The 13,054-nt window shown below is 64.6% G+C and carries 13 protein-coding genes; 7 read left to right on the top strand and 6 right to left on the bottom strand.

What is annotated here, in order from left to right:
* Window positions 1-29: 29 nt before the first annotated feature.
* Window positions 30-416, top strand: a complete 387-nt coding sequence (locus AC30QB_RS23590; protein WP_489548727.1) for a hypothetical protein — start codon at window positions 30-32, stop codon at window positions 414-416.
* A 6-nt stretch (window positions 417-422) separates the two neighbouring features.
* Here AC30QB_RS23590 and AC30QB_RS23595 read toward each other — a convergent pair whose 3' ends face one another.
* The 6 genes from AC30QB_RS23595 to AC30QB_RS23620 all read right to left on the bottom strand — a co-directional run bounded on the left by AC30QB_RS23595 (window position 423) and on the right by AC30QB_RS23620 (window position 8,330).
* Window positions 423-2,015 (bottom strand): MFS transporter, encoded by a 1,593-nt coding sequence (locus tag AC30QB_RS23595; RefSeq protein WP_489548728.1) that lies wholly within the window; start codon window positions 2,013-2,015, stop codon window positions 423-425.
* A gap of 144 nt (window positions 2,016-2,159) precedes the next feature.
* Window positions 2,160-4,466: a DNA topoisomerase IV subunit A gene (gene parC, locus AC30QB_RS23600; RefSeq protein ID WP_489548729.1), complete on the bottom strand. Its 2,307-nt coding sequence runs from the start codon at window positions 4,464-4,466 to the stop codon at window positions 2,160-2,162.
* Between the two features lie 14 nt (window positions 4,467-4,480).
* On the bottom strand, window positions 4,481-5,164 hold the full coding sequence (locus AC30QB_RS23605; RefSeq protein ID WP_489548730.1) for a lytic transglycosylase domain-containing protein: 684 nt from the start codon (window positions 5,162-5,164) through the stop codon (window positions 4,481-4,483).
* Entirely contained in the window at window positions 5,161-5,700 is a 540-nt protein-coding gene (locus AC30QB_RS23610; protein WP_489548731.1) for a GNAT family N-acetyltransferase, read from the bottom strand. The genes AC30QB_RS23605 and AC30QB_RS23610 overlap by 4 nt, the downstream gene beginning before the upstream one ends.
* A complete protein-coding gene (locus tag AC30QB_RS23615) occupies window positions 5,697-6,323 on the bottom strand; it encodes a hypothetical protein (protein WP_489548732.1) in 627 nt (208 codons plus the stop codon). Before AC30QB_RS23615 ends, AC30QB_RS23610 begins: the two co-directional genes overlap by 4 nt.
* A 33-nt stretch (window positions 6,324-6,356) precedes the next feature.
* Window positions 6,357-8,330, bottom strand: a complete 1,974-nt coding sequence (locus tag AC30QB_RS23620) for a DNA topoisomerase IV subunit B (RefSeq protein ID WP_489548733.1) — start codon at window positions 8,328-8,330, stop codon at window positions 6,357-6,359.
* A gap of 64 nt (window positions 8,331-8,394) precedes the next feature.
* Between AC30QB_RS23620 and AC30QB_RS23625 the strand changes: the two genes are divergently transcribed.
* From AC30QB_RS23625 to dapA, 6 genes are read left to right on the top strand one after another with little or no spacing between them, the layout of a single operon-like run.
* The gene (locus AC30QB_RS23625; RefSeq protein WP_489548734.1) at window positions 8,395-9,357 is read left to right on the top strand and encodes an aldo/keto reductase; all 963 of its coding nucleotides are present in this window, start codon (window positions 8,395-8,397) and stop codon (window positions 9,355-9,357) included.
* Between the two features lie 48 nt (window positions 9,358-9,405).
* Window positions 9,406-10,623 carry an MFS transporter gene (locus AC30QB_RS23630; RefSeq protein ID WP_489548735.1) on the top strand — a complete coding sequence of 406 codons (1,218 nt, stop codon included), beginning with the start codon at window positions 9,406-9,408 and terminating at the stop codon, window positions 10,621-10,623.
* Entirely contained in the window at window positions 10,620-10,742 is a 123-nt protein-coding gene (locus tag AC30QB_RS23635) for a hypothetical protein (protein ID WP_489548736.1), read from the top strand. Before AC30QB_RS23630 ends, AC30QB_RS23635 begins: the two co-directional genes overlap by 4 nt.
* A gap of 1 nt (window position 10,743) precedes the next feature.
* On the top strand, window positions 10,744-11,550 hold the full coding sequence (locus tag AC30QB_RS23640) for an SDR family oxidoreductase (protein ID WP_489548737.1): 807 nt from the start codon (window positions 10,744-10,746) through the stop codon (window positions 11,548-11,550).
* On the top strand, window positions 11,547-12,137 hold the full coding sequence (locus AC30QB_RS23645) for a class I SAM-dependent methyltransferase (RefSeq protein ID WP_489548738.1): 591 nt from the start codon (window positions 11,547-11,549) through the stop codon (window positions 12,135-12,137). Before AC30QB_RS23640 ends, AC30QB_RS23645 begins: the two co-directional genes overlap by 4 nt.
* Complete coding sequence (dapA, locus tag AC30QB_RS23650; RefSeq protein ID WP_489548739.1) at window positions 12,134-13,015, top strand: 4-hydroxy-tetrahydrodipicolinate synthase; 882 nt, start codon at window positions 12,134-12,136, stop codon at window positions 13,013-13,015. Before AC30QB_RS23645 ends, dapA begins: the two co-directional genes overlap by 4 nt.
* Window positions 13,016-13,054 lie beyond the last annotated feature (39 nt).

A 13,054-nucleotide genomic window follows, 5' to 3' on the forward strand; every position in this document is an offset into this window, starting at 1 on the left:
GTCGCTCGGCTCTACCCGGGAGACAGGCGATGGCCATCACACGCAGTGAGTTTTGTAGCGCTTTGGTGAGCGCAAGTGCACTGCTGATACTGCAAGGCTGCGGCGGTGGCAGCGACTACAGCAGCAGCCCAGCCCCGGCACCCGGCCCCGCGCCAGGGCCAGGCCCGGCACCTGCACCGCAATGCGGCGCGAGCGGTGCCGCCATTGCAGGCAACCACGGGCACGTGCTCGCCATCCCGCGCGCCGACCTCGACTCGGCCATGCCCATTGCGTACCACATCCAGGCGACCGCCGGGCACGACCACATCGTCGCACTGTCGAGCACTCAACTGCAGATGCTGAAGGCAGGCGACACCCTCACCGTCACCTCGTCATTCAATGGCCATGACCATGTGGTGACAGTCAACTGCCCCTGAGCAACATCAGTCCATCGGTTCGGCAATGCAGCGCGTAAGGCGCGGGGGCTCGATGCCGATGTGCAACTCGAGGCGGCGGTGGCGCAAGGCCACGTCGTAGGCCGTCACCCGGTCGAAGCGGCGCAGGTGGTCTAGCCAGGTTTCGTCGAGCATTGACTCGACATAGCGGCCCGGTACCGACGGGTCGCGAAACAGCTCGCACGATAACGCGCCTTGCCGCACACGGCTGCTGCGCGTTTCGCGCATCACGCGCAAAAAATCATCGGCGCGCGCAGGGTCGATCAGGTACTCGATGGTGGTGAGCACGGGGCCGTCGCGGGGGCTTACCGAGGCGGGCAACTCAGGCGCTTTCCAGGCCTGCGAGGGTGTGAGGTCTTCATGGTCGGCGGCTCCACGCGGGCTTCGCTTCAGCACCGCCGCCATCAGCACCGCACCGCCCAGCGAGGCCACGATCAGGCTGGTGCGAACATCGGTGAACGTGGCCACCTGGCCCCAGATCGCAGCACCAATGCCACCACCCCCCATCAGCGCCATCTGGTAGACCGACATGCCACGCGCGCGCACCCAATTGGGCAAGGCCATCTGTGCCGACACCGCCAGCGAATTGGCCACCGAGATCACGGCCATGCCATTGAGCACCAGCGCGGGCGCAGCCACCCAGATGTTGGGTGCAAAGGCCACCACCAGCATGGTGGCGGATTGCAGCAAGCCGCCGTTGCGCACCAGCCGGTCACCGTCCATCCATGCGCGGATGCGTGACATCGACAGCGCGGCCACCACGGCACCGCAGCCCATCGCCGCCAGAAGCAGAGTGAACGTGCCCGCCCCGCCCCCCGGCAGCTGCTTGGCGATCAGCGGCAGCAGCGAGGTGAGCGCGATGGCCTGCAAGAAGAACGCCGAGATGCGCAGCAAGATGGCGCGCATGGGCGCCGACTCGCGCACGTGGCGCAGCCCCACGCGTATGGCACCAAAGAAGCGCTCGGCCGGCAGCGCGCTGACCCGGGGCTCGGTGTGCCAGCGCATGACGACGAAGCCGCAGATCACCGACAGCACCGCGTTGAGTGCAAACACATAGGCGCTGCCCAGACTGGCGATCAAGGCGCCCGCCAGAATGGGGCCGAAGATGCGTGAGGTGTTCATCGCGATGCCATTGAGCGCGAGTGCGGCTGGCAACTGTGATTTGGGAATGAGCCCGGGAATCACGGCCGAAAACACCGGCCAGCGCATGGCCAGGCCAACGCCGTTGGCAAATGTGAGCAAGAGCAGCAGCGGCGCGACCATGTGGCCGCTTAGCGTGACGAGGCACATCAGCACGCCCACCGCGGCTACCCAGAACTGGGTGACGATGAAGTACTTGCGCCTGTCCAAGATGTCAGCCAGCGCACCACTGGGCACGCCGAGAAAGAACACCGGCAGCGTGGAGGCCGACTGCACCAGCGCCACCATCACCGGCGAGGTGGTCAGCGAGGTCATCATCCAAGCCGCCGCCACATCGTTCATCCACATGCAGATGTTTGCGGTGAGCCACACGCTCCAGAGCATGCGAAACACCGGCTGGCGCAGGGGTGCCCAGGGGGATTCGAGTGCCGTCTGAGTCACGCTTGGTCTCCTGCTTCGATGGTAGGCAACACACCCCCGCTCGCCTTGCGCCTGTCGAAGTGTGCGCCGTGCACAGCGCTGGCTTCGACAAGCTCAGCCCGAACGGACATCAAATGACTCTCAGCCTCGCGCCCTCTCAGCCTCTCAGCCCACGCTCAGCACGCGATGCGGCTTCATCCCGGCATCGAGTAGCTTGCCTTTGCGAGCGCGTTTGCCGGCGTACACGGCCAGCGATGCACCCTTGATGTCTTCTTCCTTCGCCTTGCCGCCACGCCCTGTGCCCAATGCCTTGATGGCGTTGGCGCAGGTTGCAACAGACACCAGCGGGTCCTTCGCATCCACGTCCATCAAGGTCAGCCCACGGCCGCCCTTGGGCTGCAACTTCAGCTCATCCAACTTGAACACCAGCAAGCGCCCGCTCATCGAAAGGCAGGCCACCTGGCTGTGGGTGGGCGCGATGGGCACCGGCGGCAACACTTTTTCGGAGTCTTCCAGGGTGAGAAAGCTCTTGCCGCCCTTTTGCCGGCTGATCAAGTCACCCACCTGCGCCAGCAGGCCGAAACCGCCGGTGTTGGCGAGCAGCAAGGGCGTGGCGGCCGCCGCAGCAAAGTAGTGCAGCGGCTGCGTACCCGTCTCCAGCTCGACGAGGGTGGTGATGGGCTGGCCGTCGCCACGCCCCCCCGGCAGCTGCGCCACAGCTGTGGAGTACACGCGCCCATTGCTGCCGAACACCAGCAAAGGGTCAACCGTGCGGCACGGGAACACGCCGTACAACTCGTCACCCGCCTTGAAGGCCAGCGTAGACGCGTCGATCTCATGGCCCTTGAGTGCACGCACCCAGCCCTTCAGGCTGACCACCACCGTGACGGGCTCGTCGATCACCTTGACTTCGGCCACCGACTTCTTCTCAGCCTGGATCAGGGTGCGACGATCGTCGCCGTGCTGCTTGGCATCGGCCTCGATCTCTTTGATCACCGTGCGCTTGAGCGATGTTGGGCTGTTCAAGATGTCTTCGAGCTTGGCCTGATCAACGCGCAACTCTTTCAGGTCTTGCTCAATCTTGATGCCTTCCAGCCGCGCCAATTGGCGCAGGCGGATTTCAAGAATGTCTTCGGCCTGGATTTGACTCAGCTTGAAGCGGTCGATCAGCGCCTGCTTGGGCTCATCCGAATGACGAATGATGCGGATCACCTCGTCGATGTTGAGCAGCACCAGCTGCCGCCCTTCGAGGATGTGGATGCGCGCCAGTATCTTGTCAAGCCGGAACTGCGAGCGCCGCTGCACCGTTTCGGCGCGGAAGGCCACCCACTCGGTGAGCATCTGGCGCAGGCTCTTTTGCGTGGGCCGGCCATCGCTGCCGATCATGGTCAGGTTGATCGGCGCTGAGCTTTCCAGGCTGGTGTGCGCCAGCAGCGTGGTGATCAGCTCCTGCTGTTCGATGCGGCTGGTCTTGGGCTCAAACACCAGGCGCACGGCGGCGTCTTTGCTCGACTCGTCTCGCACCGCGTCGAGCACCGACAACAGCGTGGTCTTGAGCTGCACTTGATCGGCGCTGAGTGCCTTCTTGCCAGCCTTGATCTTCGGGTTGGTCAGCTCCTCAATCTCTTCGAGCACACGCTGCGAGCTGGCGCCCGGCGGCAGCTCGTTCACCACCAGCTGCCATTGGCCGCGCGCCAGCTCTTCAATCTTCCAGCGGGCGCGCACCTTCAGGCTGCCGCGGCCGCTGGCGTAGGCCGCGCGTATGTCTTCGGTGCTGCTGATGATCTGGCCGCCGCCGGCGTAGTCGGGGCCGGGGATCAGCGTGGCGAGCTCGTCGTCGCTCAGCTTGTCGTTGCGGATCAGCGCCACTGCGGCGGCGGCCACTTCGCGCAAGTTGTGCGAAGGCACTTCGGTCGCCAGGCCGACCGCAATGCCACTTGCGCCATTGAGCAGCACAAAGGGCAGGCGCGCCGGCAAGAGCTTGGGCTCGTCGGTCGAGCCGTCGTAGTTGGCGGCGAAGTCGACCGTGCCTTCGTCTAGCTCGTCGAGCAGCAGCCGCGAGATGGGGGCCAGGCGCGCCTCGGTGTAGCGCATGGCGGCCGCGCCGTCGCCGTCGCGCGAGCCGAAGTTGCCCTGCCCGTCGATCAACGGGTAGCGCTGCGAGAAGTCTTGCGCCATGCGCACCAGCGCGTCGTACACCGACTGGTCGCCGTGCGGGTGGTACTTGCCGAGCACGTCGCCCACCATGCGGGCGCTCTTCATGGGCTTGGCGCCCGAGGTGCCGCTGAAGCTCAGGCCCAGCCGCTCCATCGCAAACAAGATGCGCCGCTGCACCGGCTTCTGGCCGTCGCACACGTCGGGCAAGGCGCGGCCTTTCACCACGCTCAGCGCGTATTCAAGGTAGGCACGCTCGGCGTAGTGGGCCAGCGTGATGGCGTCACCGCCGTCGGTCGTCTCAGGAGTCATCGTCATCGGAATGCATTCAATCAGTTGGGGGCCGATGCGATCACGGCCCCATGCAATTGCAGTTCTTTGGCACTGCGGGGCATGTTGTTCTGCAACAGGGCCCAATAGAGTTCAAGTACCAGGTGCACATGCGCCTGGGTCTCGGCGATCGGTGGCATGCCGCCGCCATATTTCATCACCGTGCCCACGCCTGCGTTCCATGCGGCCAGTGCCACGTCGGCACGGCCGAAGCGGCGTATCAGCTGCGACATCAGGCGCGCACCGGCGAGCACGTTGTAGCGCGGGTCGAGCAGGCGCTTGGCCTCAGCGGCACGGGCTTCACGCGTGGCGCCGGTGGGCATGATCTGCATCAGGCCCACGGCCCCGCGCGGCGACACCGCATCGGCGTTGAAGCCCGACTCGACAGCGATGATGGCCTTGAGCAACTCAATGTCCACCGCATGCGCCTTGGCCGCTTCACGCAAGATGGCCTGCAACGACTTCACTTCGGGCGCAAATTCCAGCCAGGTGAGCAGGCGGCCCGCCTTGTCCGCCTTGCCGGGCACGGTCGTGTCGCCACCCGCGGCATTTCCCAGCACCAAGTGGTAACGCTGGTCTACCTGTGTGATTGAGACATGGGCCACGCCTTCACCATCGACATAGCCCCACAGCTCGGCCTGGGCGCACAGCGGCGCAAGCAGCAGCAGGGGCAACCAAGCCTTCACGCCGCGCCTGCCTCGCGTTGGTCACACAGGGTTTCGTACTCGCTCTTGAGCATGGACATCACGATCAGCGAGTCGTAGCCGCCGTCGAAAGTTTTCACGCTCTCGCGCAAGCGCCCTTCTTCGACAAAGCCTTCACTGCGGTACAGCGCTTGCGCACGGGTGTTGAGCGATTTCACGTCTAGCCAGAAGCGGTGCGCGCCCAAGTCGCGGAAGGCCATCTGCACCAACAAGCGCACGCAAGCGCGGCCCAGGCCCTGGCCCTGGCCTTGGGTCTGCAACACGATGCGCTTCAGCTCCACCGAGTGATGCGGGTTGCGGCAGCCCTGCAAGATCACGAACCCCGCCGATTGATAGTCGACCCCGGCTTCGACGATGAAGTGGCGGAAGTCAGGAAAGCGCACCGCGCCTTCATGCTGAATGCGCTCCCAGGGTGTGATGAAGGGCAGGTTCTGCCCGTCGAGCTCGACCGAGCTGACGAAGTCGAGGTCGCTCAACATCGTGGGGCGCAGGCGCACGCCGGTGGCCAGAGCGTTCACCGTGTGAACCACCACAACGCCCCGGCAAACGCCACTTGCAACCCGGCAACGATCAAGAACCCTGACCAGCTCGGCTCAAACTGTTCACGCATCTGCTGCACAGCCCAGTCCTTCAGCACCGCTTCACGTACCTGCCCGTCAACCACAGCACCTGCCGGCAACATACCGTTGCCCGAAATGCGCGCATCAAACTTGCCCACGTAGTAGGTGCCCAGCCGGCGCAGAGGCCGCGGGATGACGGAGCCGTCGTTGCGCAGAAATTCCTTGAACGACGCGGTCACTTTGCCAGGCACCGCCAGCATGCCGGCCAAGGCACCGGGCTTGCGCGCTTCGCTCATCTGCACAAAGCGGCCCAAGGTCTGGTCGAACAGCAGGCCGCCATGCGAATGCGCCAGGTTGCTCAGCATGCGGAATATGCCGCGCTGGTGGCCCGCCAATCCATAAAGGACCGAGAAGAACACGAAGCCCATGAACGCGAGCGCAGCCGGGCCCGCGCGCGAAGGCAGCACGGCCATCAGCACCAGCAGCACGGTGCCGCTGAGAAACAAGCCGGCAAGGCTGCACTTGGCCACCTCTTTCACGTACTGCATGCCGTTGTTCAGCAGTGGCTTGATCGCATCCATGTTCATTCTTGTGGCCTCACTTGTGTCTTGTGGTCAAACGTCGACTTCAACGTCGTCGCCATGCAGCTCCATCAGGTCGCGCCGCGCCTGCGCCTCGCCTTTGCCCATCAGCTTGGTGAGCGACTCGGTGGTGGCAGTGAAATCGAGCGCACCAAAAGCGACTTGCAGCAGGCGGCGCGTGTCGGGGTTGAGCGTGGTGTCCCACAGCTGCTCAGCGTTCATCTCGCCCAGGCCCTTGAAGCGGCCGATGCTCCAACTGCCTTCACGTGCACCTTCCTTGCGCAGCTTGTCGAGCGTGGCCGTGAGCTCACCTTCGTCGAGCGCGTAGATCTTGGCGGCGGGCTTTTTGCCGCGCGCGGGTGCGTCGACCCGAAACAGCGGCGGCTTGGCGATGTAGATGTTGCCGCTCTCCACCAGCTTGGGAAAGTGGCGGAAGAAGAGCGTGAGCAGCAGCACCTGAATGTGCGAGCCGTCAACGTCAGCGTCGCTCAGGATGCAGATCTTTCCGTAGCGCAAGCCACTGAGATCGGGCGTGTCGGCGTGGCCGTGCGGGTCAACGCCTATGGCCACCGAGATGTCGTGAATCTCGTTGTTGGCGAACAGGCGGTCGCGCTCAACCTCCCACGCATTCAGCACCTTGCCGCGCAGCGGCAGAATCGCCTGCGTTTCCTTGTTGCGGCCCATCTTGGCGCTGCCGCCGGCCGAGTCGCCCTCCACCAGAAACAGCTCATTCAGTGTGAGGTCACGGCTCTCACAATCGGTGAGCTTGCCCGGCAGCACGGCCACACCCGAGCCCTTGCGCTTCTCGACCTTCTGGCTCGCGCGCTGGCGCGTTTGCGCTTGCTTGATGACGAGGTCGGCCAGCTTCTTGCCAAGATCTACATGCTGGTTGAGCCACAGCTCCAGCGCGGGCTTCACGTAGGTGGAGACCAGGCGCAGCGCATCGCGGCTGTTGAGCCGTTCCTTGATCTGGCCCTGAAACTGCGGGTCGAGCACCTTGGCTGAAAGTACAAAGCTGGCACGCGAAAACACGTCTTCGGGCATCAGCTTCACGCCCTTGGGCAGCAGGCTGTGCAGATCGATGAACCCCTTCACCGCGCCGAACAAGCCGTCTTTCAAGCCCGACTCGTGCGTGCCACCGTTGACGGTGGGGATCAGGTTGACGTAGCTCTCGCGCATGGGCGAGCCGTCTTCGGTGAAGGCCACGCACCAGGCGGCGCCCTCGCCTTCGGCGAAGTTCTCGGTCTCGCCTTTGTCGGCGTAATGCTCGCCTTCAAAAAGCGGAATCACCGGGTCGGCGTTGAGCGTCTGCATCAGGTAGTCGCGCAGGCCACCCTTGTAGACCCAGCTCAAGACCTCGCCGGTCTTCTCGGTGGTGAGCGTGACGTTTGCACCCGGCATCAGCACCGCCTTGCTGCGAAGCAAGTGCGTCAGGTCGCCCTTGGGGAAGTCGGCGCTCTCAAAATACTTGGCGTCGGGCCAGGCGCGCACCGAGGTGCCCGACTTGCGGTCGGCGTTGGTGATACGGCGCAGCTTCAGCGGCTCGATCACGTCACCGCCCGAAAACACGATGCTGGCCACCTGGCCTTCGCGCCACACGCTCACTTCAAGCCGCTTGGACAGGGCGTTGGTGACGCTCACGCCCACGCCGTGCAGGCCGCCCGAGAAGCTGTAGGCGCCGCCCGAGCCTTTGTCGAACTTGCCGCCGGCATGAAGCCGCGTGTACACGATCTCAAGGACCGAGACCTTTTCTTCAGGGTGCAGGCCGAAGGGAATGCCACGGCCATCGTCCAGTACGCTCACCGAGCCGTCGGTGTGCAGCGTCACGTCGATGCGCTTGCCATGACCAGCCAAAGCCTCATCGGCGGCGTTGTCGATCACTTCCTGGATGATGTGCAGCGGGTTGTCGGTTCGGGTATACATGCCCGGCCGCTGCTTCACGGGCTCAAGGCCCTTGAGCACGCGAATCGAAGACTCGCCGTAGGAGTTGCTGGGTTTGGTTGCCATGGGCGGGAATTCTAGGCACATCAACTCGGGTGACATCTGTCACACCTCACCGGAGACATAACACATGAGTGCACAAGTCAACCTGCGCCCCTTGGGCCGATCCACTCTGCAGGTCTCGCCGCTGACGCTGGGCGGCAATGTGTTCGGCTGGACGGCAGATGAGCGCACCTCGTTTCAGCTGCTCGACGCCTGGGTCGATGCCGGCATGAATTTCATCGACACGGCTGACGTGTATTCGCGCTGGATTCCCGGCCACACCGGCGGCGAGTCAGAAACCACCCTCGGCAAGTGGTTGAAGCACAGCGGCAAGCGCAGCAAGGTGCTGATCGCCACCAAGGTGGGCAAAGACATGGGCGACGGCAAGATCGGTTTGTCGCGCGCCTACATCCGCCAAGCGGTTGAAGCCTCGCTGCAGCGCCTGCAGACCGACCACATCGACCTCTACCAATCGCACGACGACGACGCCAACACGCCGCTGGAAGAAACGCTGCAAACCTATGGCGAGCTGATTCAGGAAGGCAAGGTGCGTTGCATCGGCGCCTCAAACTACAGCGCCGCACGGCTCGCGCTCGCACTCGACCTGAGCACCACCCACAGACTGCCGCGCTATGAGAGCCTGCAGCCGTTGTACAACCTGTACGACCGCGCTGCGTATGAAGACGAGCTGCAGGCGCTGTGCGTTGAGCAGCAGGTGGGTGTCATCAATTTCTACGGGCTGGCAAGCGGCTTTCTCACCGGCAAGTACCGCAGCGAGGCCGACAAATCCAAGAGCCTGCGCGGCGGTAGCGTGGTCAAGAAGTACCTGAACGAGCGCGGCCTGCGCATTCTGGCTGCGCTCGACCAAGTGGCCCAGCAAACCGGCCACACCGTGGCGCAGGTGGCGCTGGCCTGGCAGATGGCGCAGCCGGGTATCACGGCGCCGATTGCCAGCGCCACCTCGATCACGCAGCTTGATGAGATGTTGGGTGCAACTTCACTGCAGTTGAGCCTGGAGGCGCTGAATGCGCTCAGCGCGGCGAGCGCCTGATGAGCCCCGGCGACAGCGCGGGCAGCGTGAAACCGCTACATTGATTTCATGACCTCCGCCACAGCACCCGCCAAGCTCTCCATGAAACAGGTGCTGCTGTGCGGCGCCATGATCGTCACGCTCTCGATGGGCATACGCCATGGCTTCGGCCTGTGGCTGCAGCCCATCACCATGGACAGAGGCTGGACGCGCGAGACCTTCGCTTTCGCGCTTGCGATTCAAAACCTCTCATGGGGCATTGCCGGGCCTTTCGCCGGCATGCTGGCCGACCGCTATGGCGCGTTTCGCGTGCTCATCGTCGGCAGCCTCTTCTATGCCGCGGGCCTGGTGCTGATGGCGCTGGCCACCTCGGGCCTGGCCTTCACCGGCAGCGCAGGCCTGGCGCTCGGGCTGGCGCAATCGGGCACCACCTACGCAGTGATCTACGGCGTGATCGGCCGCAACGTGGCTGCAGACAAACGCAGCTGGGCGATGGGCGTGGCCGCCGCGGCGGGCTCGTTTGGCCAGTTCCTGATGGTGCCGGTGGAAAACTGGCTGATCGGCAGCTTTGGTTGGCAAAACGCGCTCTTCCTGCTGGGCTGTTTTGCGCTGGCCATCGTGCCGCTGGCCTTCGGCTTGAAAGAGCCGGCCGCCATCAAGCCCACCGGCGTGCAGCAAAGCATAGGCAGCGCGGTGCGCGAGGCCTTCAGCTACACGAGCTTCCAATTGTTGATGGCCGGCTATTTCGTCTGCGGCTTTCAGGTGGTGTTCATCGGCGTGCACATGCCGAGCTACCTGAGGGACCACGGGCTCACGCCCAACGTGGCCACCACCGCGCTCGCGCTGATCGGGCTGTTCAATGTGTTTGGCACCTACGCTGCCGGTTCACTGGGGCAGCGCATGCCCAAGAAGTACATCCTGTCCACCATCTACGCGCTGCGATCGGTGACCATCGTGGTCTTCTTGAGCGTGCCGCTCACGCCATGGAGCGTGTACATCTTCTCTGCGGTGATGGGTGTGCTGTGGCTGTCGACGGTGCCGCCCACCAACGCCGTGATCGCGCAGATCTTCGGTGTGCAGTACATGTCGATGCTGGGCGGCTTTGTGTTTCTGAGCCACCAGATGGGCTCCTTCCTCGGCGTATGGCTGGGCGGCAAGCTGTACGACGCCACAGGCAGCTACGACGTGGTGTGGTGGATTGCCGTGGGCCTGGGCGTGTTCGCCGCCCTCATCAACCTGCCGGTGCGAGAAGCGGCCATCACGCGCCCGGCCGCAGCAACGACATGACGCTGCGCCGCGCTGCAGCATGGTCCGCGGTGGTGGTGGCGCTGCTGTTGGTGTTTGCCGCCTATTTGCAGCCTGAGCTCGCTTTTACACTCGCCAACCAGCTCTGGAACTGCTTTTGACATGAACGTGATTCTGATCACCGGCGCCTCGGAGGGCATAGGCGCGGAGATGGCGCGCCAGTGGGCCCGACGCGGCAAGGCGGACACCGCGCTGGTGTTGGCAGCACGCAATCTGGCCAAGCTCGAAGCCGTCGCCCAGGAGTGCCGCCTCTTCGGCAGCCAGGTGCTGGTGCAACGCTGCGATGTCGGCGTGCAGGCCGAATGCGTGGCGCTGGTGCATGCCGCGGTACAAGCCTTCGGGCGCATTGACACGCTGGTCAACAACGCCGGCATGTCGGCTCAGGCCCTGTTCAGCGAGGTCACCGACCTGGGCTGGTACGAGACGCTGATGCGCATCAACCATTGGGGCAGCGTGTGGTGCACCCATGCGGCCCTGCCTCACCTCAAAGCAGCGCGCGGCCGCATCGTGGGCGTCTCAAGCCTGGCAGGGCTGGTGGGGGTGCCGGGGCGCACGGCCTACTGCGGTACCAAGTTCGCGATGACAGGCTTCTTTGAAGCGCTGCGCGTGGAGCTGGCCTCGGCCAGTGTCAGCGTCACGCTGGCCTACCCCGGTGTGGTGGCCACCGAGATACGCTACCGCGGCTTCAACGCCAAGGGCGAAGCTGCCGGCAAGAGCGGGCTCGACGAATCGGGTGCGATGAGCGTGGAGACCTGCGCACGGCTGATCGTCGACGGCACCGAAGCCCGCGAACGCGACATCGTCATGACCGCGCAAGGCAAGCTCGGCCGCTGGATGAAGCTGCTCGCGCCCAGCCTCGTCGACAAGCTCGCGCTGAAAACACTGAACCAGCACGCCCGCCCGCGATGAGCGCAGAGCCCTCGCCTTGGGTTTGCCGCTGGTCGCACCTGGTCGCCCGCGGAGCCAGCGTGCTCGACGTGGCCTGCGGCTCGGGCCGGCACGTGCGTTGGTTTGCCCAAGCCGGATGCCGCGTGACCGGCGTCGACCGTGATGCCGCGGCGGTCGAACCGCTGCGAGGCTTGGCCGAGGTGCTGGTGGTCGACCTTGAGGGCGGCCCGTGGCCGCTCACCGGCCGCCGCTTCGACGCCGTGATCGTGACAAACTACCTCTGGCGACCCCTCTTGCCCACGCTGGTCGACAGCGTGGCCGAAAGCGGCGTGCTGATCTACGAGACCTTTGCCGAAGGCAACCAGGCGGTGGGCAAACCCTCGAATCCCGATTTCCTGCTCAGCCCCGGGGAACTGCTGCAGGCCGCGCAGAGTCTTGAGATCGTGGCCTACGAAGCCGGGTTTCTCGACCACCCGGCCCGCTTCGTGCAGCGCCTGGTGGCCGCGAAACACCACCCCGGGGCAGCCTCACGATCTCGCCATGCGCTGGCCCCAAAGGCCGCAACCCCGGGGCAGCTAAAATCTTTGGATTCCGAGGAACCCGCATGAAACCCATTGTTGGCAGCATCGTCGCGCTGATCACGCCGATGCACGAAGACGGCAGCGTCGACTATGACGCGCTGCGCCGCCTGATCGATTGGCACATTGCCGAAGGCACCGATTGCATCGGCGTCGTGGGCACCACCGGTGAGTCGCCCACGGTGTCGGTCGAAGAGCATTGCGAAATCATCCGCGTGGCGGTGGAGCAAGCGCGTGGCCGTGTGCCGGTGATGGCGGGCACCGGCGGCAATTCCACCCGCGAAGCGATTGAGCTGTCTCGCTACGCGAAGAAGGTGGGCGCCGATTGCACGCTGTCGGTCGTGCCCTACTACAACAAGCCTTCGCAGGAAGGCATCTACGCGCACTTCAAAGCCATCGCTGAAGCGGTCGACGTGCCGATGGTGCTGTACAACGTGCCCGGTCGCACCGTGGCCGACATGCTGCCCGAGACCACGCTGCGCCTGGCGCAGGTGCCCGGGGTCATAGGCATCAAAGAAGCCACTGGCAACATCGAACGCGCTTGCACATTGATCAAGCAGGCACCCAAGGGTTTCTCGATCTACTCGGGTGACGACCCCACCGCCGTCGCACTGATGCTGCTGGGCGGTCATGGCAACGTGAGCGTGACCGCCAACGTGGCACCGCGCGCCATGCACCAGCTGTGCAAGGCGGCCATCGCTGGCCAGGCCAAGGAGGCGGCGCAAATCCACCTGCAACTGCTGCCCCTGCACAAGAACCTGTTCGTCGAGTCGAGCCCCACACCCACCAAGTGGGCGCTGTCTCGTCTGGGCTTGTGTGGCGTCACCGTGCGCCTGCCGATTCTTCCCCTCACCCCCGCCGGCCAGTCGGCGGTGGAACAAGCGCTGCGTGAGTCGGGTCTGCTCTGAGTTGATGCCGCTGCTTCTTCTGTAAGTGCGGTGCTTCCA

The sequence above is a fragment of the Rhizobacter sp. genome (assembly GCF_046595475.1).
Lineage (GTDB): Bacteria > Pseudomonadota > Gammaproteobacteria > Burkholderiales > Burkholderiaceae_C > Rhizobacter.

Excerpts from the sequence above, each read along its gene's own strand:
- dapA (WP_489548739.1), top strand. The coding sequence starts at position 12,134 with ATGAAACCCATTGTTGGCAGCATCGTCGCGCTGATCACGCCGATGCAC.
- AC30QB_RS23645 (WP_489548738.1), top strand. The coding sequence starts at position 11,547 with ATGAGCGCAGAGCCCTCGCCTTGGGTTTGCCGCTGGTCGCACCTGGTC.
- AC30QB_RS23630 (WP_489548735.1), top strand. The coding sequence starts at position 9,406 with ATGACCTCCGCCACAGCACCCGCCAAGCTCTCCATGAAACAGGTGCTG.
- AC30QB_RS23635 (WP_489548736.1), top strand. The coding sequence starts at position 10,620 with ATGACGCTGCGCCGCGCTGCAGCATGGTCCGCGGTGGTGGTGGCGCTG.
- AC30QB_RS23625 (WP_489548734.1), top strand. The coding sequence starts at position 8,395 with ATGAGTGCACAAGTCAACCTGCGCCCCTTGGGCCGATCCACTCTGCAG.
- AC30QB_RS23590 (WP_489548727.1), top strand. The coding sequence starts at position 30 with ATGGCCATCACACGCAGTGAGTTTTGTAGCGCTTTGGTGAGCGCAAGT.
- AC30QB_RS23620 (WP_489548733.1), bottom strand. The coding sequence starts at position 8,330 with ATGGCAACCAAACCCAGCAACTCCTACGGCGAGTCTTCGATTCGCGTG.
- AC30QB_RS23640 (WP_489548737.1), top strand. The coding sequence starts at position 10,744 with ATGAACGTGATTCTGATCACCGGCGCCTCGGAGGGCATAGGCGCGGAG.
- AC30QB_RS23615 (WP_489548732.1), bottom strand. The coding sequence starts at position 6,323 with ATGGATGCGATCAAGCCACTGCTGAACAACGGCATGCAGTACGTGAAA.
- parC (WP_489548729.1), bottom strand. The coding sequence starts at position 4,466 with ATGACGATGACTCCTGAGACGACCGACGGCGGTGACGCCATCACGCTG.